At 46.2% G+C, this 20882-nt stretch carries 13 protein-coding genes and 1 other RNA gene; 6 read left to right on the plus strand and 8 right to left on the minus strand.

Annotated features, from left to right (window positions below; genetic code table 11):
* Positions 1-5 precede the first annotated feature (5 nt).
* The 4 genes from C812_RS17340 to C812_RS17355 all read left to right on the plus strand — a co-directional run bounded on the left by C812_RS17340 (position 6) and on the right by C812_RS17355 (position 9175).
* Entirely contained in the window at positions 6-704 is a 699-nt protein-coding gene (locus C812_RS17340) for an ankyrin repeat domain-containing protein (protein ID WP_016313966.1), read from the plus strand.
* 41 nt (positions 705-745) lie between these two features.
* Positions 746-2239 carry an LCP family glycopolymer transferase gene (locus tag C812_RS17345; protein WP_016313967.1) on the plus strand — a complete coding sequence of 498 codons (1494 nt, stop codon included), beginning with the start codon at positions 746-748 and terminating at the stop codon, positions 2237-2239.
* Between the two features lie 635 nt (positions 2240-2874).
* Positions 2875-3516: a UvrD-helicase domain-containing protein gene (locus tag C812_RS17350; protein WP_244268350.1), complete on the plus strand. Its 642-nt coding sequence runs from the start codon at positions 2875-2877 to the stop codon at positions 3514-3516.
* A 127-nt stretch (positions 3517-3643) separates the two neighbouring features.
* Positions 3644-9175, plus strand: a complete 5532-nt coding sequence (locus tag C812_RS17355; RefSeq protein ID WP_016313969.1) for a DUF4011 domain-containing protein — start codon at positions 3644-3646, stop codon at positions 9173-9175.
* A gap of 417 nt (positions 9176-9592) precedes the next feature.
* Here the strand turns inward: C812_RS17355 and ssrA are convergent.
* Positions 9593-9960, minus strand: a transfer-messenger RNA (tmRNA) gene (gene ssrA, locus C812_RS21970).
* A 167-nt stretch (positions 9961-10127) separates the two neighbouring features.
* Positions 10128-10607 (minus strand): SsrA-binding protein SmpB, encoded by a 480-nt coding sequence (gene smpB / locus C812_RS17360; protein WP_016313970.1) that lies wholly within the window; start codon positions 10605-10607, stop codon positions 10128-10130.
* Between the two features lie 344 nt (positions 10608-10951).
* On the opposite strand from smpB, the gene C812_RS17365 reads away from it, so the two are divergent.
* Together C812_RS17365 and C812_RS17370 are read left to right on the plus strand one after the other, a co-directional pair.
* Positions 10952-11956, plus strand: coding sequence for an LCP family protein (locus C812_RS17365; RefSeq protein WP_028538484.1), 1005 nt, complete (start codon positions 10952-10954; stop codon positions 11954-11956).
* A complete protein-coding gene (locus tag C812_RS17370) occupies positions 11953-13311 on the plus strand; it encodes a right-handed parallel beta-helix repeat-containing protein (protein ID WP_016313972.1) in 1359 nt (452 codons plus the stop codon). Before C812_RS17365 ends, C812_RS17370 begins: the two co-directional genes overlap by 4 nt.
* On the opposite strand, the gene C812_RS17375 is transcribed toward C812_RS17370, so the two are convergent.
* Genes C812_RS17375 through C812_RS17400 form a run of 6 tightly spaced genes read right to left on the minus strand, consistent with a single transcriptional unit; the run spans position 13308 to position 20878 of the window.
* The gene (locus C812_RS17375; RefSeq protein ID WP_016313973.1) at positions 13308-14729 is read right to left on the minus strand and encodes a sugar transferase; all 1422 of its coding nucleotides are present in this window, start codon (positions 14727-14729) and stop codon (positions 13308-13310) included. The two genes, C812_RS17370 and C812_RS17375, sit on opposite strands and share 4 nt — an antisense overlap.
* On the minus strand, positions 14722-15855 hold the full coding sequence (locus C812_RS17380) for a glycosyltransferase (protein ID WP_016313974.1): 1134 nt from the start codon (positions 15853-15855) through the stop codon (positions 14722-14724). Before C812_RS17380 ends, C812_RS17375 begins: the two co-directional genes overlap by 8 nt.
* Positions 15821-17098 (minus strand): O-antigen ligase family protein, encoded by a 1278-nt coding sequence (locus C812_RS17385; protein WP_016313975.1) that lies wholly within the window; start codon positions 17096-17098, stop codon positions 15821-15823. Before C812_RS17385 ends, C812_RS17380 begins: the two co-directional genes overlap by 35 nt.
* Complete coding sequence (locus C812_RS17390) at positions 17095-18183, minus strand: glycosyltransferase (RefSeq protein WP_016313976.1); 1089 nt, start codon at positions 18181-18183, stop codon at positions 17095-17097. The genes C812_RS17385 and C812_RS17390 overlap by 4 nt, the downstream gene beginning before the upstream one ends.
* Positions 18180-19562 (minus strand): polysaccharide deacetylase family protein, encoded by a 1383-nt coding sequence (locus C812_RS17395; RefSeq protein ID WP_051135003.1) that lies wholly within the window; start codon positions 19560-19562, stop codon positions 18180-18182. Before C812_RS17395 ends, C812_RS17390 begins: the two co-directional genes overlap by 4 nt.
* Complete coding sequence (locus tag C812_RS17400; RefSeq protein WP_016313978.1) at positions 19562-20878, minus strand: lipopolysaccharide biosynthesis protein; 1317 nt, start codon at positions 20876-20878, stop codon at positions 19562-19564. The genes C812_RS17395 and C812_RS17400 overlap by 1 nt, the downstream gene beginning before the upstream one ends.
* Positions 20879-20882 lie beyond the last annotated feature (4 nt).

The following is a 20882-nucleotide window of genomic DNA, read 5'->3' on the forward strand; positions in this document are numbered from 1 at the left end:
AACCAGTGAAGCTGTTTACAAAGATCGTGTTGTCCTTGTTTGTGTGTTGCATTGCTGTCGTAATGATCCTGAAACTTATGCCAAAGGAACTATTATTGTTATCCGCAGTCAACGAACAAAACATGAACATGGTAGATTTGATGTTGAAACTCGGGGCTGATTCGAATGTACATACCGATTCTGTGTACACGCCATTGAATCTTGCTGTAAAAAACGGCGACATAAACATGATAAGAAAACTTTTGGATAATGGTGCCAATCCGAATGAGCATGCGAACTACGGAAGCGGGGAACAGATTCTTGTTGGGAATCTGTCTCTTGCCATAAATTACGTCGATGATCCGGTGCCGGTTATTCAATTATTGATTGAAGCGGGCATACGTGTTGCCGATGACCCATATGCACTGAAAGATGCAATCGAGAGGGGACAATTAACAGCAGTCGAGTTATTGATTCGCCATGGTGCCGATGTCAATGAAGGTCTTCAGTTTGCCATTATGTATGACAAACCCGAGATGATCAAATTGATGTTAGACAACGGTGCAGACCCAAACCAAGGGGTTATGCTGGCTAAAATGACGTATAACCAAGAGGCATTGCTCATGCTTGAAGAAGCCGGAGCAACCGTAATCACTCCGCCGCGAGAACAGACACATCCAGAAGACTATACAACCGTGAACGGGGTTAAAATTCGGCTTCATTAACGGGAAAAGTAGTTTCGAAGAATAGGATCAAGGAGTTAGACATGAACTGCACAAAGTGTGGACAGACTTTGCAAGACAATCAAAGTATTTGCGACCAATGCGGAAAGCCAACCGATGTAGAAAATGAAAACCATCAGCCGCAGACCACTGCCGATATAAACATATCCGAAGAGGAATTGTCTTTGTTTGTTGGCAAGAATGCCGATATATACTTGCAAAAATGGAGCCTCAACAGCCATTGGAACTGGTCTGCCTTTCTGTTTGATGCTTACTGGCTGATGTACCGAAAAATGTACCTTTATTGCGTCTTATATCTCCTGATCTGGTTTGGTTGGAGCAACGTCATTGTTGCTTCGGTGTTCAGTAAATGGAACCCGGTCGAGAGTCCCGGCCTGATTCCAGTGGTGCTGGCAATCTGTTGCATTCCTAAACCGGTGCTGGGCATTTTTGCAAACAAGTTGTACCTGCATCAAGCAAAAAGGAAAATAACCGCCATTGTCCAAGGCCCCAATAAGCATGAGTCACGGGAAGCAGAGATCAAATCATCTGGCGGAACGAATATGGTATTGCCTCTCACCGTGCTGACGCTGCCTTATTTGCTGGCTTTACTTGCAGGGCTGTTCTTCTTTTCCAGAACCTTTTTAATGTACAATGATGCACTTGAAAAGGCGACTGTAACGACCAACCAGACGGCGACAAATGAAAACGAAGCATCGACAGTTCCGACAATCGCTTCAGAAGTGATTGAGAACTCAGATCGGATTAACATTTTGTTGTTAGGCGGCGATTCCCGGAATAACGATATTCAGTCATCGGACAGCATCATGATCGTTTCGATCAACCCTGCAACGAAAAAAATGAAATTGCTTTCCATTCTCCGTGACACTTATGTAAAAATTCCGGGTTATGGGGAAGAACGTATCAGCAAGGCAATTACAATGGGCGGTTCCAGTCTCGCCATGCGAACCGTCGAAGAATGGACGGGTATCCCGATCCAATATTATGTGTACATGAATCTGCCGGGCTTTATCAATTTGATTGACGTAATCGGCGGCGTTGACATCGAAGTAGAGAAAGATATGAACTATGTCGATTCCAACGACGATCCGACGTCGATATATCAAATCCATTTGAAAAAAGGCTATCAGCATCTGGATGGAATAAAGGCATTGCAGTACGTTCGATTCCGCCATGATGCCTATGGCGACTTCGCCCGCACGGAACGGCAACGAAATCTTTTGAAGGCCGTCGCCGTACAGTTGATATCAAAAACGACGATTACGGAGATTCCGAAACTGATAGAAGCTATCGGACCCTACGTCGAAACGAACCTCAATGTTGATGATATGATAAAGCTGAGCAAACTTGGCTTTGAAATCGACACAGACAGCATCGACAGCATCCAATTGCCGCCGATGGAGCTCATTCAGATAAAATCAGTGAACGGGAAGGACGTGCTGTATGTTGAACCTGAACAGATAAAGTCATACGTAAAAAGTATACTGAGCGATGATTCCAGGACTCAGAGCGATTAAAAACAGTAGAGCAATATTGTTGCAATGCGTTGGGTATCGGCACCAAAACTATCTATGTCAACAGAATCGGTATGCGGCGGAGGGGGCGAATCTCTCCGCTTTATTAATGATGGCCGAAAGGCAGGATTTTTCGGTTTATGGATTGCATATTACCTTCTTTGCTTCGTGCTTTATTGTTTAAGGGCCGTTTGCTATTGTGGGTTTCATAAGGAATGTGTGGTATGCCAGAACAAAATTACTTCGATCTTGCTATTAGTGGTCTAACTCTACGTCCCGATTCAAATCGAATTCGGATTTTTTATGTAGATGTTCGTTACAATTTGTCACTATTGACGATATATAGAATATTGATTACCCTACTGTAAGCATTCACCGATTGAAATGTCGGCGTAGGATTAATATCCATAAGGATTTCAGCTTGTGCCAAGTGGTAATGAGCCAAAAAATTGCGATTTTGGCGTTTCTACTCCCAATAGGGGTAACAAAACTTAATTGAGTTCAACATATTGATCAAGATCAGGAAGAAAGGCCCAATTCCTTGTGATAGAATTAAGAAGAATCTGTCGTTTAGGAGATGGCAAGAACGTATTATTCAGAATCGTTGCCAATCCCACTTATCAACGAACTGACTGTCCATGTTGATCACTTGGTGGAGAAAAGAACGCAATGCACGAGCTTCACGAGTTAATGAAGGTGATGGTTTGAGTAGTAGGACTTTTTACAAAACACCGCTCGGAGCGGGAAGCCATACGATTCCTATTGTCCAGACCGCAAAGACTGAAACAAGCAAAGACCTGATACCCAATACTGATAAAGATGCCTTTTTCTTTCGATCATTGGAGAAGCAGGGAATCTATCTGAATGAACCGCAAATACATGCTGTACGTCATTTCAAAGGGCCATTGCTTGCACTTGCAGGAGCGGGTTCGGGCAAGACTTCAGTTCTGGTATGCCGGACAGGCTATCTGATCGCAGTTCGTAACATCAATCCGAAAAACATATTGCTGGTCATGTTTTCCAAAAAAGCGGCAGAGGAAATGCGTGACCGAATCGCACATTTACCTGGGATGGATGAAAATATTGCGGCAACCATTCAAGCCCGCACGTTTCACTCTTTTTTGCTTAAAATCATTCGAAAACATGGTGTAACACAAGTCATCTTGAGCGAAACCCGTTACCAGCATATCCTGCTGAAGCGTATGAAAAGGACTTGGAGGACGCTTATCAACCAGAATCGTTACTGTCCCTTATCTTGTTGTTGTTTAGCTTTTTCATAGAGTTTGTTGAGATTTGGCAATTTGCGACTGGTCGAAAGAAGGAGATCTTTGTCAATTGTTGAACTTAATAATAATTAGTTAGCTTTTTACATACATATGATTTAGTCCTAATGGCTGAGGTGTTATTATGGCTGCAATTGATGTCCGCATAGATAAATGGAAGAAGCGTCTTCTTGATTTGGGCAAGAAAAACAGACTCATCAACTATCGAGAAACCAAACGTTCCAACATCAAGATAGTAGCCCCTGATCTCGCTGAATTGTTTAGACTGCTCGTCGTTAATGAAACAGCTTTAGAATTCCCATTCCCATTTGAAGATTTTGATGACGATGAAGACGAAGTTAGTGAACCATATACTTCAACTGGCGATTTACAAACCAATCAAACCATCAAAGAGCAACAGAAAACATTAAGAAATCTTAGAAACAAAGCAAAGACAGCACTTGAAGAGCAAGGTGTCAACATCCTATATCTTTCATTTGGTTTCTTGAGGTGGAAGGAGAACCAAGACTCTGATCAGATCATCACCTCCCCCATCGTACTTGTTCCGGTATCACTTACACTAGAGTCCATTACCTCGCCCTTCGTCCTACGTCTACATGAAGACGAGGTCGTGGTTAACCCAACATTAAAATATAAAATGGAACATGAATTCGGAATTACATTACCTGAATTCGATGCACACGAAGATAGCATTACCGAGTATCTCAACAACCTCAATAAATCTGTTAATAAAAACAAATGGGAAGTTGCTTTTGAGACTGGATTAAGCCTGCTCTCTTTTTTGAAAATAAATATGTACGAAGACCTGGATAAGAACCAGGATAAGATAAAGGCACACCCGGTACTTCTCGGATTGGCTGGAGACAGAAGCCAAATCAAAACACTGCCTGCAGAATTCAATCAGTATGATCACGACAGGAAGACTCGGGCTATTGATACATTTCAAGTCGTTGATGCAGATTCTAGCCAGCAAGACGCCATTCTTTACTCCAAGAAAGGTGTCAGTTTTGTGCTGCAAGGGCCCCCAGGTACTGGAAAAAGCCAGACCATTACAAACATAATCGCTGAGAGTCTTGCTGAGGGAAAACGAGTGCTATTCGTTTCGGAGAAGATGGCAGCACTTGAGGTTGTACACAAACGATTGACGCAAGCAGGCTTATCTGATTTTTGTCTCACCCTACATAGCCATAGAGCTAATAAGAAGGAAGTCCTAAACGATCTTGGAAATACATTGGCTCTTAGTAGATTTAAAGTTCATGATGAGGCAGTCTCCCAACTAGAATTACTTGAAAAGCAAAGGGAAAAATTGAACCGTTATATTACTGAACTTCACACTCCCATCCAGCCTCTCAATCTAACACTATACAGTGTTAATGGGAAATTAGCTAAGTTATACGAAACTCCAGATGTCATTTTCTCCATTGACAATGTGGGCGAAACAACACCGGAGAAGTTGAATAGATATATTTACCTTTTGAATGAACTCTCCAAAACCATCGGAAAAATGACGGAGGACTACGCACTCAACCCATGGAGAAACTGCATAGTCCCCAATGTTTCGCACGAACTTCGGCATGACATTGAAACAAACTTAAGGAAGTTGGCCCCCGCTTTCCACGTACTTGTAGAGAATTTTAATAAAGTTAATAATAACTTCGAACTGAACAGGGATTTGACCCTGGCTGCAACAGAGGATATCCTTGAGATTTTCGATATCTCGGAGAAATCACCAGGAATTCCGATTCATTGGATAACTACTGAAGATATTACTCCGCTTATTCAGCAAGCGGAGAAATATCTTGCAATGAAAAAGGAATATGAAGATTACCAGTCCGAGTTAGGCAAAATTTATGATAACGATTACTTCAATCTGCAAGCTGAAAATACAAAATCACTACTCTTATCAAGGGTTACAACAGTTAAGCCTATATTAAATGAGGATAGTTTTCCAAGTGACAATGATATTTTGAGGTTCGCAAAATCGATCATTAATGAACTGACTTCCATTTGCGGAAAAATAGAAGCTGCTTCAGCCGCGGCAGAAAGTATTTTTGAAACATTAAAAATTCCTTATAAAAGATCGATCATGGGTTTAGAAGCACTTCATACATTATTGAGCTTCATTCTTCTAAATCCAAGACCTACTGAGGCATGGTTTGACCCTGGTAAATATAATGCTATTAAGAAGTTGTCAGAAGAAGCAAAGAATAAGTACGATCAGATCAACAATCTCACAACATCCATAAGCAGCCGCTTCGATAAAGAGATCTTTGACATTGATTATTCATCTATGCTGAAACGATTCAAGATTGAATACACTACTTGGTTCAAGGTTTTTAAAAGGAGCTACAGAACAGATAAAAAACAAATTCGTGTTTTGATGAAAGATAATTCTCAGAAGTTCGATGATCAAACCATTATCTCTGTCTTAAACGAATTAAAAGAAATCGCTGATATTCATTCTTGGCTAAATGAAAATGAAAAGATACTTACTCAATTATTGGGAAGCCATTATCTTGGGAAAATGACTGATTGGGGGCTCTTGGATCAATCGTTCAAACAATTCTCAAGCATTCTCAACTGTTTCTCAGGTGAGCCTATTCCTGTTAGCGTTAAAAACTTTCTCGTTGATGGAGAAGCGAATTATCAGGACATTAAAACACGACATGAGAAGCTTGGTATCATAAAAGACCCTGATCTGGTTCTTACTCTTCAAAGGATACTGCCATCTACATCCGATTATAAGAATTTGGATGTATCAGTACTTCTTGAAATGGTTACCGGTGTAATGAATTCACTTCAAGTACTGGATGGATTGTTTACAGAAGTGACTAAGCATAGTCATAAAGAACTTTCATATGACGAAGTTATAGATGATCTCTCCAAGTTGGAAATTATTCAGATTATTGATCGCACAATCAATAAGGAGAGCGATAACCTAAAAGAAAACTTCCAGAGTTTCTTCAACGGTAGTATCCAAACTGATTGGGGCTCCATCTTAGGATCATTATCTTGGGCCGGAGATTTTAAGAAGTTACATGAGAAGTATTTATTGCCACAGAACTTTATTGCTCGCATTTGTTCAGATTCCTCATATGTTGCAGAGGTCTCTTCTTACAAGAAGATTCTTAAGGATAGCTTGAATCATATACAGAAAGAATGGCGATGGTTTGCAAACCTCTTTGACAATGTAGAGGAGTTACAACGAACAGACTTAACCTCCATCTTATTAAAGATCAGCAAATGTCTGAACAACATATCATCTCTGGAAGAATGGATTGATTTCCGTAGCATCAGGGATGAGTGTAAGAAAGAAGGATTGTCGGAGTATGTCCAGAAAGTAGAAGTACTCAAGATCGACAAAGATCTGATAGTCGGTACATTCCTTAAGCGTTTCTATCGACTGTGGGTAGACTCTGTAATCTCAAAGTTTCCTGCAGTTAATTCTTTCCGTAGCCGTAGCCACGATGAGATCATACGGGAATTTAATCGCCTCGATATAACTCAACTTTCCTTGGCAAGAACAAGGATAAAAGAACGTCTTGTCTCAAGGTTGCCAGATCTGAACATGGCGACAATGGCTATGGATGAAATTGGAATATTAAAGCGTGAACTAGGCAAACAACGCAAAATACTTCCATTACGGAAACTATTCAAGGCGATACCCAATTTATTACTTACTCTAAAACCATGTTTGATGATGTCTCCCCTTTCCGTAAGCTTATTTCTCGATGCAGAGAACTATAACTTTGATGTGGTAATCTTCGACGAGGCATCACAGGTTTGTACTGAAGATGCAATAGGAGCAATTATGAGGGGGAAGCAAGTCATTATTGCCGGAGACAATAAACAGCTGCCACCAACCAACTTCTTTGCCGCGAATACTTCAGATGGAGACTTTGATGGCGATGGAGCAGACGATGAAGAATTTGACGATACCGACGCATTTGAGTCTATTCTTGATGAATCCCTTACTGTTCTGTCGGAGCGAACACTAAGATGGCATTATAGGAGTCGCCATGAACACCTGATTGCTTTCTCAAACGCCAAAATTTACAATCATAATTTAATCACATTTCCTTCTCACATTGATAAAGTTCCTGACCACGGAGTCGAGTATATTTATGTTGAGAATGGAGTTTATGATCGTGGCGGTAAGAAATGTAACGTAAAAGAGGCAACACGTGTGGCTGAATTGGTTTATGAGCATTTCCGCAACTACCCTGAAAGATCCCTAGGAGTTGTCACTTTTAGTGAAGCCCAACAACAGGCCGTTGAAACAGCAATCCGTCAATTGCGTCTTCAAAATCAGGAATTTGAAAAATTCTTCAATGAAGATAAAGAAGAAGCGTTTTTCATAAAAAACCTTGAGAACGTGCAGGGGGATGAACGCGATACCATTATCTTCAGCATTGGTTATGCAAAAGATTCAAATGGCATTATGTATATGAACTTCGGGCCTTTAAGCAGATCCGGCGGCTATCGTCGGTTGAATGTTGCAATAACTCGAGCTAAATATAATGTTAAACTTGTTGGATCGATCCGGCCAACAGACATTAAATTGGAGAGCACAAATGCTGAAGGTGTAAAGATGTTACGATCTTATATAGAATTTGCAATGAATGGGCCCGATGCAATTCTTAATGAGCTGACATATTCCGATTCGGTTAACGTTGACTCTCCATTTGAAGAGTCTGTGTATGACTTCTTAGTAAAGAATGGATTTATGGTTGCTACTCAAGTTGGTTGCTCCGGATATCGAATCGATCTTGCCGTTAAACATCCTACGTTAAGTGGCAGGTTCGTCCTTGGAATAGAATGTGATGGAGCTACATACCACTCTGCTAGAACGGCTAGAGAACGTGACAGGTTGCGTCAGACCATCTTGGAGGACATTGGTTGGAAAATCTATCGTATATGGTCAACTGACTGGATTAAAGATCCTATTACAGAAGGTCGTAAATTACTGGATGCTGTCAACAAGGCCATAAGCGAGTACAAGGAAAGCAATGTTAATTCTGGATCAATGCATAAGTTTCAAAGCGAGCTCTTACAGCAAACGATTGGTATCGAGATTATAGAGAACCCCACGGATCTTGGCGAACATACTTACGATAACCCTTATTCCTTTGACTACTATGAAGAAGCTAATGTCTATGAGGTTAAACGTTATTCCGATGATACGACTTATCTTAAGAACGTGATTAAGTATGTTGTCGAAAAGGAATACCCAATCCATTTTGAATTGCTGTGCAAAAGAGTTGCCGGGCTGTTTGGCAATCAAAAGGTAACAGTAAAAGTGAGAGATTCAGTTAACTATGTAATCAGTAAATACCTTACCGATAAGTTGATGAGAAAGGGTGATTTCCTTTGGATTAAGGGAGCTGAAAACATAAAAGCCAGGGTTCCGCTTTCAAATGACGTTGGAGTAAGATCAATCAATCATATTTCCAAAGAAGAGATCGCTGAGGCGATGCTACAAATAGTTAGTAAAAGTTTTGGAATCACTACAAACGACCTTTATTCAGTTACAGCTCGGGTATTCGGATTCAGCAGAACCGGCGGCAATATTAGCAATGCAATGCAACAAGCTTGCGATTATCTCGTTGAATCAGGGGTTGTTAAGAATTCAGGCGGCAAAATTATGTTAGTGTAGAGAAGGAGAGGTTTATATTGCCTCTCCTTTGTTTTTAGTTTACCCATCGATAGATACGGGGATCCTTATCATCAATTAGTTCAACAACCGTTTTTACAAAAATCGCCTGAACTGAGAGGGATATAGGTTAGTATAGTCGAACAATCTTCCGCCCGTCAAAACAATGAATGCCGAACCTTTAAGAATAATAACCAGTTGACCAAGCCGCGTTCTACCGGAACGGTTGAAGGATCGAGCCCGTCTATTGGATGACATTAAAAACTGGTATACAGTGCGGTACCGCCCCGTACAGCATCAGAAATATTTCTTATTCAGAATCAGAGAAGCCAGAAACCCAGTAACCACGCGGGTCACCCATCCCCTTCAAATCCGAACAAGCAGAAAAGCGACCGCTTGAGGTCGCTTTTCTGATGGTATTGGTGGAGGCGAGGGGAGTCGAACCCCTGTCCGAAGGCAACGCCACATAGGCTTCTACGGGTGTAGTGACAGTATTGATGTCACCCTAGAGACTCCCCGTCACCGGATTCTCTTCGGGTCAGCCTGATTGTCTTCTTCAGCTAGCCGCAGGCGGAGACTAGACAGCGTATCCCACTAAAGGTTGAGCCCCTATCCTGCCACATGGGCGATGGAAGGTAGGAGCCTGGAGGCCGTTATTAGGCGGCCAGAGCCAGAGTTGGTTGTTTAGCTTTGCCGTTTAAATTTGGCGTTAGCGTTGATAAAGCGGACGCTCCCCACTACCCGCTACCCATGCTCGATCTACCCCCGTCGAATCCAAAAACGCCCCCTTAATCAAAAGGGTGTTCGAGGATCAAGGTGCAGCCTGCAAGGGCCTGCTACTTGCTCGCATCACGAACAAGTGATATTCGTTCTTACATCCATTATTATACCACGATTACATCCCATCATGTTTATGGACTTGATGGAAACGCTGGGAACTACCGTCGCGAGCCTGTTATCTCGCGATCTTCTGCTTCTCGCGCAACGCCCGTTGAATATCGCGTTGAGCATCCCGCTTCGCGGCGGAATCACGCTTGTCGTATTGCTTCTTCCCTTTGCCCAGACCCAGCAGCAGCTTCGCATATCCGTTGCGGATATAGATCTTGAGCGGTACGATCGTATACCCTTCCTGCTTGGATAAACCCAACAGCTTATTGATCTGTGCCTTGTGCATCAGCAGCTTGCGTGTCCGCGTCGGATCGGTTGGATTAAACCGATTGCCTTGCTCGAACGGGCTGATATGCATGTTGTGAATATGAATTTCGCCGTTCCGGATCGTCGCGAACGCATCGCTGATGTTCACCCGAGCATTCCGAATCGACTTGATCTCGGTGCCGGTGAGCACCATGCCCGCTTCGTAGGTATCTTCGATGAAATAGTCATGGGAAGCTTTTTTATTTTGCGCCAGCACTTTACCGTCACTTTTCTTACCCATGCTCCATCCTCCTCAAAGTAGGTGAGTTCCTCTTCCGACTTTCAGCTCAACAAAATGCGCAACAGAAGCCAAATCGGAGGCCCCACCGGGCAGTTTATCAGACATTTATTGTACCAACTCCAGCGGCCAAAAGCAAGAATTGACCCGCATCAATTACGTTAAGCGCAGCCTTCTTTATGGAACACATAAAATCTGCGATGCCCAGGACTTTCAGATCTGATGATTCCGCGAAATGACGAATCCTGATAAGGTTTGCCAGCTTATGCGACTTAAGTTACAATTCAGAATGAAGGGGAAATTACCCCAACGGATTGTCTGCTTTGGAGGGGAGCAATAATTTAAGTATGAAATGGAAAAAACGAATGGGGTATGCAGGCATATTGATCCTGCTTCTAGTCGGAGCGGGGCTGTTTACCTATTGGAAGCTGAGTCCGGCGACTCACTTCAACAATACAGAAATTCCTGTTTTGGCTGCACCTCAACCAGAAGAATCCTCTTCACCTACCACCTCGTCATCCCAATCATCTGAGTCGAATTCATCCGATACGAATGACAAGAGTAAAGATCAAGTAAGTTTCAATGTGCTTATTTTGGGGACGGACGCTCGGGATCAGGAAGCATCCCGGACAGATGTGATTATTCTAGCCCATGTGAACCCTGGAAAGAAGATCGTCAACTTAATCTCCATTCCTCGCGATTCCAGAGTCAACCTTCCGGGAATCGGTTACACCAAGATCAACCACGCGCACGTCCTGGCCGAACTAAAGGGAGATGGCCACGACGGAACCATGGCTGCCATGCAAGCCGTAAGCAATCTCTGTTCCTGTAGCATTAACTATTACTTGAAAACGAATTTTGAAGGCTTCGAGCATTTCATCGATACGTTGGGTGGCCTGGACATCCACCTGGATGAGCCCGTCAAATTCACCTACGCGCACAAGACCATTCCTGCAGGAGACAATCATCTCTACGGCGCCGATGTTCTGGATTTGGTTCGGGAACGCAAATCGCTCCCAGGGGGAGATTCGGGACGGCAGGCTCATCAAGCCATGGTCCTCAAGGAAATTGCATTAACCATGGCCAAACCGCAAAATTTAAAGAAACTTCCCTCTCTGATCAATCAAGTAAAACAAGACATTCTGGATACGAACCTCACCGACAGCGATATGATCAGCCTGGCCTGGTTGGCGAAAGACATCGACGGCGATCAATTCACTTACACCCAACTTCCCGGCAGAAGCGACAAGCTGTACGACCCTGTAGTCAAGAGCGAATTATATTATTGGATTCCCGATCTTGAAGAATGGGAAGCATTAGCGAAGTCTTTGTTAGGAGAGAATGAACCATGAAGAGGCGAAATAGGAGAACCTTAACGGGGGTATGCGCTTCAATCTTGCTCATCATCTGTTTGCTTCCCCATGCTGCGGCGGCCGATGAGCAAAACCCTCAACCTTATTTAATCAGTGTGAAGGACACCGGAGCCGTTGGAAATGGAACGACAAACGATACCGCCGCTTTCCATAAGGCCCTCGAACTTGCGGCCGACCAGCCGAACGGGGCAGTGGTCACCATCCCGCCGGGTACATATTTAATGGATTTGAACGATCCTTTTCTCGTCACCAGCAACATCAAGGTGATTGGCGTCGGAAACCCGGTTCTGAAGTTTACCCGATTCCCGGGTGGAGAAGAGTTCGGCTATGAAGCCTTCTGGTTATCTGGGAACCAGATTACCCTGGAAGGAATTACGATCGATGCGAATAACCTCTTAATTCGTGGGGTTGGAGTTCACACCGGATCCAAAGACATTCAGATCAAAAATTGTACCATCATGCAAATCACTCAGCCTTCGAACCCGGATCATCCGAATTATCACGCGTTGCTGTCGGGCATCCTTATTTACGGGAACACAAACCGAGTGACCATCGAGAACTCTAACATTTCACATATTTCCGCCATTCATCCGAACCCGATCGCCCGCGGGATTCTCGTCTGGGCTGAGCCTGGTCAACTCTATGCTCGAAACGTGAACATTACGGGGAACACCTTTTCGTATATTACTCCGCGTGAAGATGCGGACGCCATTTATTTCGACAAAGCGAAGGACGGCACACCCCAAACCAATTCGCTCATCCAGAACAACCAAATTCATCATGTCGGGAAACGCGGGATTAAAATCGCAGCGCCAGGCGTGACGATCAAGAACAACCATATTACGAACTCATACAACGGGGATAATCACTATCGCTTCTATCCAATCGTGGATCCGATCCCGCAGGACATGTTTTCCGGCATTTCGGTTTATGCCAGCCATGTCACCGTCACGGGCAACGTGATTGATGGGATCGGAAGTTATTACGCGGCCATCGAAGCCGATTTGGACGTACTTACGGATATTATCATCGAAAAAAATACCATTTCAAACGGAGCAACCGCAGATTACTCCGATTCAAATGGCATTCGACTGGGGAATATCATTAATTTTAAGGTAGCTGACAATCGCATTATCAATATGAAATCGGGTATTTTCTCGCCGATCGACAGCAAGCAAAGCGGGATCATCTCGAATAATACGATTTCGAATGTTCGATACGGAATCCTGTTTCTCGATCCGAAGCAGGCTTACCAAGTATCCAAAGTGAAGGTGGAGAACAACAAGATCGCCGCGAACCAGAACCGGATCCTGTCGCTTCCTAACCTGGATTAAGGTGTCTCCCTCCCGGGAGCCACCTCCATCTGCACTTGTCGCAGGTAATCCTCGATGTTGTCAAAGTCTTTGGCCTCTGCCTGCAATCCCTTGGACTGCTCCCGCTGCAGCACGACCAGTACGGTCTGGAACAGGATTTTCAAATCCAGCAGCGGCGAGTAGTTTTTAATATACATAATGTCATAGCGCAGTTTATCCGACGGCAGCGTCGTATAATTGGCCATCACCTGAGCCATCCCGGTAAGTCCGGGCTTCACCATGAGACGGTACGAATAGTGAGGCAACTCCTTCTCAAATTGCTCGACAAAATAAGGGCGCTCTGGCCGCGGCCCCACCAGACTCATATCCCCGCGAATCACGTTAAACAGTTGAGGCAGCTCATCGATCCGGGTCGCCCGGATGAAATGCCCCAGCTTGGTAATTCTAGCATCCCCGGAGCTTGCCAGTACAGGCCCGGTATGCTTCTCCGCATTATCCACCATACTTCGGAATTTCATGACCCTAAAGGTTGTTCCATGAATCCCCACACGTTCTTGGTAGAACAGCGCTTTTCCCTTCGAAGTAGCCGGGATGAGCACAAACATCAGCAGCATCACCGGAGAGGCGAGCAGCAGCAGAATAGACGAGACCACAAGGTCAATGCCGCGCTTGACCATCCGTTCCCAGATCGTCAAAGCAGGAGGCATCATGGAATACAACAGCAAATCGTCGATCTGCTGGAGCTCCGCCTTCATTAAATACAGCTCGTAAAAATCCGGAATCAGCAATACTTCAATATCACGATGTCCCGCCTGACGAATTAATTCCGTTCGGACAGGCGCCGAGATGTCCGGCCCCAAAATCAGGGTGTCTACTTCCTCCCAACATACCTCTCCGAGTGTTGAGGTCTCCTGATCCACAACCAGCAGGTGCCGAAGCTCAAACCAGACCTTGCCTTCGTTTTTCAACTTCTTAATGATGGCGATGGATGAGCTATGATTGCTAATAACCAGAAGCGCTCTTTTCTTCCCGATCCCTTTGGTTTGGATAAAGAATAACGTCAAACGCAGCGCGAACGTCAAGGCCAATTGGATCAAGCAAGCAATGACGACCACACTTCTCGGAAGACTGAAGGATTCCAGCCAATAATGCAGCAGAATCAGTTCAACCACAAAGACCAGGTCCGCCAGAAGCAAATTGTACAGCCATTTGGCCGGCTTCTGACGTCCCGCGAAATTGTACAAATTAAAGAAGTAATAAGTGAGTGCTGTAAACATCCCGAGCCATGGGGCATAAGCGTAGAATGAGTTCCATTGTTCTTGCGGAACATTGCCCTGAAAATTAATCGTATAGGCCAGCAAATAGCTGATGTAAATAAACAGACAATCCAAGAGCAAAACAACGACTCTCGAGCCGCTCAAACGAATGATTTTAATCATGCTTTTTCCTCCGCATCTGCGGTAATCCTTGTAGTGCATAGAGGCTCAGCCATTGGTCGATCACCACATCCATCGTGTAGTGCTGCTGCACGTATTCCCTTCCTTGCTCGCCCATCCTTTGCCGGTCTTCAGGCGACTTCTCCATCAGGGCCAGCATCTGTTCTCCCAATGCCCAGCTGTCTTCCGCAGGAACCAACAAGCCCGTTACCCCATCTTGCACCACCTCGCGGTTGCCGCCAACATCCGTTGCCACGATTGGCAGTCCGCTGGCCGCGGCCTCCAACAGGACAATCGGCATCCCTTCCCATCGAGAGGACATGACATAGGCATCCGCCGCCTGCATGAGCTCGGGAATATCCTTGCGAAGCCCCAGAAAACGGATGTGCTCCTGCAACCCCAACGTCTTGCACAGCTCCTCGATCTCTTCACGCTCCGGCCCTATTCCAGCAATCAGCAGAAGGCTGTCCGGATGCAGCTCCGCAACTCTTCGGAAGGCGGTGACTAGATTCCGGTAGTCCTTGGCAGGCACGAATCGGCCCGCCGCCAGCCACGTAAACTGTTGCTCTGCCAAGCCTAACGTTGCGCGAGTCTTATTCCGCGTATCCTGCTTATGATAACGGCTAACATCAATCCCGTTCGGAATAAACTGAATCTTGTGCCGCGGCACGATTTTCTCTTGAATATAATGATTCACCGCGTCCTGACTTACATTCGTGGTTAATTCGCACAAAGGGTCGGTCAACCGGTATAGGAGTTCTCGGATTTTCCCTTCCTCATTCCGGGTATGGGCCGTACAAATTAACAAAGGCATTCGAATGAACAGCCGAGCCACTCTGGCCAAAATATTGGCATGGACCAAATGACTGTGCACTACATCCGGCTTAAAGCGGCTAATGATCCTTCTTAGGCGGAGGATCCCTCTAGGATCTGGAATCCCCCTGCTCATGTTCAACGTATGCACTTCCACGCCAAGCTCAGTTAATTCGTCGACATGCGCCTTTGGTGAAGTCATGCTGACCACGGCAATCTCGCAGCCTTTGGGCTTCAATCCCTTACAGAGCTGAACGAGCTGGTTCTCCGCTCCGGCATAACTAAGCCCTGTAATGAGGAACAAGATTCTTGGCATCCTCTTCTCCCCCTTTCTGCTCTTTCTCGGGTACCAACATAAGGGCCACAAATGCCATCAGGAGATACTCGAAGTTATAGCCAAAATCGCCGCTCATCAGCGCGCTGCCCAGCGTCTGAAGCAACAACACCATCACCACTGGGAATTGGCGACCAGCCCAAAGCGAATACAGGTAAGCCAAGGTCCAAAGGGTCATCCCCACAACGCCAAGTTCACTTACGATTTCCAGCAAGACGTTATGCGGGAAGTCATGGGCGAGAGGCGGCGTCACACTGCCAATCCCTGCGCCTATAAACGGGTGCTCGTTCCACGTCGCGATCGCCTTCTCCTGCAAGACGAGCCGACCGATCATATTGTCGTCCCCCATCAGTGCTTGACGATCAAATAGAACAGAAAAACGACTGCCCTCCACCCAATCCTTCAACTCACCGATATAAGGTAAGCCGGCAAAGATACCCAGAACAATCACCGCTAAGAAGGCGAGGACAATCCCCTTCAAATTGCGGAGTTTGCCTTGCTTATATTTGTTGAACAAGACGACAACCGCCATAATCAGGTTGGCCACTGCAAATGCTGCAATCGGCCCCCTTGATTCTGTAGCTATGGCAGAGGCACCAGCAATGGCGATCACCGGAATTCGAATCCATAGCGGAATATTCCGCCCCCATAAGCAGACCGTTACCGTAAACAACGACATCCGCGCGTTATAAATGGGGTTGCCGCCAGGCAGCACCAGCCTTCCGGGATATTCCTGGGAGTACTCCCCCAGCGTAAGATGGGCCACCGCAAAGGCGAAGCCAAATAATGCAAGAACAGTCCATGAGAACTTGTTGTATTTTTTGTACAGGATGTAAGTATACATTCCAGGAACCACCGCATGAATGAACAAAATCAGCAGCTTGTTGAGTCCTGCCGTTTCGTACGGCGCCCAGATCAAGCTCCCCAAGGCGTACAAGAAGACAAGCCCCCACAACCATACCCCTTGATCTCTGAGGAATTCCCAGGATTTGCTGCCCTTGCTAAACAACGCAATACAGACGGGGATGAACGGAACGGCCAGCAGCAGCACCAGCGCATTCCCTGGCATCACCTGCTTATAGAGATAACCGAACAAATCGAAATAAACGCAAAATCCTACGACATAAGCGGCATCCACCCGCAGGTTCTCCCGAGTAATGCACAAGCAGATGAAGAGACCGATACAGGCAACCAACACCAGAATCAGAATCAAGGTAATGTTCAAGGCTGGCTGACCTTCTTCCGGATGCGATCCATATATTCTAATCTCACAATCTCTTTCACCCGGTTATCCAAATGCTGGATCTGTTCTCGGAGGACCCGCTTCCCGCGCCAACTCTGCACAAAAGCATCAATTTCCGCTAGATGGTGCTCCAAATTTCCGGACGCATTGGGTAACTGCAGCAGAAACGGGACAGATTCTGGAAAGTCGGTGTCTTGATACCCGATAATTACCGGAAGGCCATAAGCTAAATACTCCCGCACCTTAAGGGGCGAGGCCTCGTTCATACCTTTCCGGTAGAGTGCCATCGTTCCGATGGCGACATCCGCTTGGTACATGAGAGGTTCATAGTCTCTGCGATCCAGTCTGCCGTGAAAAAGCATATTTTCAGGCGCAGGCTCCTTGAAATCCTCCGGCGCAAAGCCGACGATATCAAATGTCCAAGACGGACGCATGCGGGCGAGAGCGGCAATATGGTCAACCCCTTGCCAAGATTGACCGGAAGAACCAATGAAGATGACCCGGATCTCATCCCGCTGCACAACAGGTGCGGTTGAAACCCGATCTAAGGCGTACCCATTGCCAATGATGACTTTATCCTTCACGTATTTCTTATAGTGCCGTTCCTCCGCCATTTCGCCGCTGACAAACACAAACCCTTGAGCTGCACGCAGCACCCGCGAGCGAGTGGCCAAGTGATACCCGTATCTTGCCTTGCTCCCCAGCTGTTTCATCTCGGCAAGATCGTTCGTGTTCATTTCCAAAATGGAGGGAAACTGTTTTAACAGCTTTGGCAACCCCGGATAATACAGGTCATACCGGTGATAAATCACATCGGGGTTCCAGTCCCGAATCCGGTCTAATAATTGTCGGAACGCGGACAGGCGGCCCGTACCCTTGTCATAAACCTGTGCAGCCAGCGTAACGTTGTGCAAAGCTTCTTCCCATGCACGAATCTGCCGATGGGTAAATAAAAAGAAAGCCACCTCATGCCCCGAACGGGCCCACTCAGCCATCTGTCCGATCACTTTCTTGGCAACGCCGCTTTCCGGCCCTTCATTCCAATGAATCAGGTAGGCAATTTTCATGTCAGTTCCTCCAAGCACCTTGCGAAGAGTTCACGGTCCGATCGATGTAATAAGAAGCTATTATGCCAGAGCAGTGTAAATTCCCCGTTATATTTCATACACTCCCGATAATAGCGACGGATCTCTTCAAAGGCAGGCTCTCCTTTCCAGCCGCCGTCATGCAAGATCACCTTCTCCATAATGACAAGCGGGCGTTCCCGGAGTTGCAGCATCCGGCGCTCGGCAAGCTGGAAAACCGGATATTCATAGCAAACGCCGCATCGGAATCCGGGATAATTCGAATAGCCCAGCGTACTATCGTAATTCAGTCCAGCATCTTCCCAATGCTGCCAAGTATCCGGCGCACGCCATCGCAGAAAGTGCTGGCGCCCTCCCCATATCGGCTGCTTGATCCCGAGTTCATCCACCTTCCGTTTCAGCAGACCCCATTGATGCTTAATCCGGGATGGGGACAAATACGTTTGATAACTAGGATGCAAGCCGATTTCATGACCCCGTTGATGAATCTCCAGCATCAATTGCTCGATCTCGGGATCATCCAAAGAATACTGACCGTCATATTGCGGATCGGTATGCTCCGGGATAAAGTAGAAGCTGCTCCGCAATCCCGCACGTTCACTGACTTCCATCAGCCAAGGGAACGTATAGTACGGATCCCGCTTGACTTGAAGCGAGCGCCCCCCCAGCATCAGCGCCTTCCGATAGGCTGCTTCCATATCCCTTCGTTTGACAACCTCCACAGCGCTGCCCTTCAATATACCCCATATGTTCCGGCGAAGCGCGAAGAAGGGATGGTCCACATCATGGCTAATCCGCTTGACAGAAGCACGCCGCTTCCGTTCCAGCCCCGGCCATAAAGATTTACACAGGAACCATAACAGCTCGGTATAAACATTAACGATGGGCACATCCAGAAATCCCGCTTGATAAGCGATGGAGCACTGGGCCGGGAACCGGTCATGCTCATCCCGATCAGGCAGGACGACCTCCTCATAGCGGGTCAGCATAAAGAAGCAGCTGCCGAAGATATCCAATCCGCATTCCACGCTATGCTCGGACCTTTGTAACATGCCGCTTTCCGAAGCTCTGCCATCTCCATAGATAACTGGAATCCGTCCCAAGTCGGCTTCGGTAGCATCCAGGTGTAACAACGGAAGCCTCGGCAGCGAATCGATCGTCAACCACTTCTCATCCGGGGTTGATAAGAACACATCTGGAAGCCGTAACGAGCAGTCGTTGACTGAAGGCATCGAGAGCTCGACATCCATGCGTTCCTCAAGAATGACCGTATAGGAAATGCCTAGAAATTCATTCAAGAGCACATGGAAAATATATTCCCGTTCCGGCTCTCGATTTGCCGGACAGCGTACAATTAACATCATGATCCCCTCAGTTCTACTTCTTCCGGCTCGGGAAGGTTACGATATTTTCGCAGGGCGAACCAAGACATTCCGAGATGAAGCAGATAGCCCAATGTAGCCGCTAAGCTAAACCACAGGATGGCGGTGACAGCACTCTGCCCCGAAAAATAGGCAAGCAGCACTGCGCCCAATACGATAATGATTCGTCCAATTTCTCGGTACAGGTGTAGATCCTGACGTTCCATCACATCAATGGTGGAACCCACCGAATTGGCGACAAACTGACTTAAATACATGACTCCCAGAATCTGCACAATTTGCCCCGAGTTAGCCCATGCCTCCCCGAACAGGAAGGCAAAGGTCGCTGGTGCAATGAACACCATGACAAGTACAATCAGCAGACCAATGATAAAGATGTTACGGACCGTCCGCTTAAACAAGGGATATAGCTTATGGGGGGTATACAGCATATAATTGGACGACTCCGATAAATAAACATTCATCACCGACGAGGTGATCAACGTCATGGGGGACCCCAATATCCGTTGCCCGAGAGCAAACCAGCCCGCCACCTCCGGTCCATAAAAGGCAGCAAAAAGAATCGTCGGCAAGTAAATCCCAAAGCTATTAAGCATGTTGGACGGCAAGGACAACAGCGGAAACCGCTTGTATCGAGAGGCGACTTCCTTCATCTCTGCCCAATTGCTGTGCATCGACTCTTGCTTCACATCTTTCCGCCAAAGCTTCCATTGTGGGATCACGCCGCCCAACCGGCCTATGACGTCCCCTAGAATAAGTCCAAGCGGACCTCTGAAGATGCCGCTGAACAGCAGTTGGGAAGATACGAGAGAGAGACTTTGGGAGAGCTTCGTCTTCGAAATCTCCCGGAAGTATTTCTTGCGGATGGACCATCCGTTCAAAATTTGATAGAAGCCGCTAAAAAACAGGCTGGCTATAAAAAAGATGAAATAACGCTGGACATCCGGTTCATTGGTCCAAACCGACAGCGGATGGGCCAAGAAATAGACTCCCACCCCGCCGATGAGGCTGACTAACGCACAGATGCGAAGGGATAAGCTCAGCAGGCTGCTTGCCGTCTTGTCCTTGCTCGGCAGTGTTATGGCATTTTCGTAAGAGAAGGATGTCATCATCAGCATGATCGAGATGATGGAAGTATACATGGAGTACACGCCATATTCGGAAGGATTATATAAGCGGGTAATGATCGGTAATGTCACCAATATGATGATTTGGCTCAGGATGGTTCCGCTGGCCAGAACGACCACATTCCGAAAAAAGCTGTCGAGCTTAAAGTTCTTGATCTTGTTTATCATCTTC

The sequence above is a fragment of the Paenibacillus barengoltzii G22 genome (assembly GCF_000403375.2).
Taxonomy (GTDB): Bacteria; Bacillota; Bacilli; order Paenibacillales; family Paenibacillaceae; genus Fontibacillus; species Fontibacillus barengoltzii.

What these genes read in the sequence shown, in the direction of transcription:
- C812_RS17345 (WP_016313967.1), top strand. Translation starts at nt 746, where the DNA reads ATGAACTGCACAAAGTGTGGACAGACTTTGCAAGACAATCAAAGTATT.
- C812_RS17350 (WP_244268350.1), top strand. Translation starts at nt 2,875, where the DNA reads ATGTTGATCACTTGGTGGAGAAAAGAACGCAATGCACGAGCTTCACGA.
- C812_RS17355 (WP_016313969.1), top strand. Translation starts at nt 3,644, where the DNA reads ATGGCTGCAATTGATGTCCGCATAGATAAATGGAAGAAGCGTCTTCTT.
- smpB (WP_016313970.1), bottom strand. Translation starts at nt 10,607, where the DNA reads ATGGGTAAGAAAAGTGACGGTAAAGTGCTGGCGCAAAATAAAAAAGCT.
- C812_RS17365 (WP_028538484.1), top strand. Translation starts at nt 10,952, where the DNA reads ATGAAATGGAAAAAACGAATGGGGTATGCAGGCATATTGATCCTGCTT.
- C812_RS17370 (WP_016313972.1), top strand. Translation starts at nt 11,953, where the DNA reads ATGAAGAGGCGAAATAGGAGAACCTTAACGGGGGTATGCGCTTCAATC.
- C812_RS17375 (WP_016313973.1), bottom strand. Translation starts at nt 14,729, where the DNA reads ATGATTAAAATCATTCGTTTGAGCGGCTCGAGAGTCGTTGTTTTGCTC.
- C812_RS17380 (WP_016313974.1), bottom strand. Translation starts at nt 15,855, where the DNA reads ATGCCAAGAATCTTGTTCCTCATTACAGGGCTTAGTTATGCCGGAGCG.
- C812_RS17390 (WP_016313976.1), bottom strand. Translation starts at nt 18,183, where the DNA reads ATGAAAATTGCCTACCTGATTCATTGGAATGAAGGGCCGGAAAGCGGC.
- C812_RS17395 (WP_051135003.1), bottom strand. Translation starts at nt 19,562, where the DNA reads ATGTTAATTGTACGCTGTCCGGCAAATCGAGAGCCGGAACGGGAATAT.
- C812_RS17400 (WP_016313978.1), bottom strand. Translation starts at nt 20,878, where the DNA reads ATGATAAACAAGATCAAGAACTTTAAGCTCGACAGCTTTTTTCGGAAT.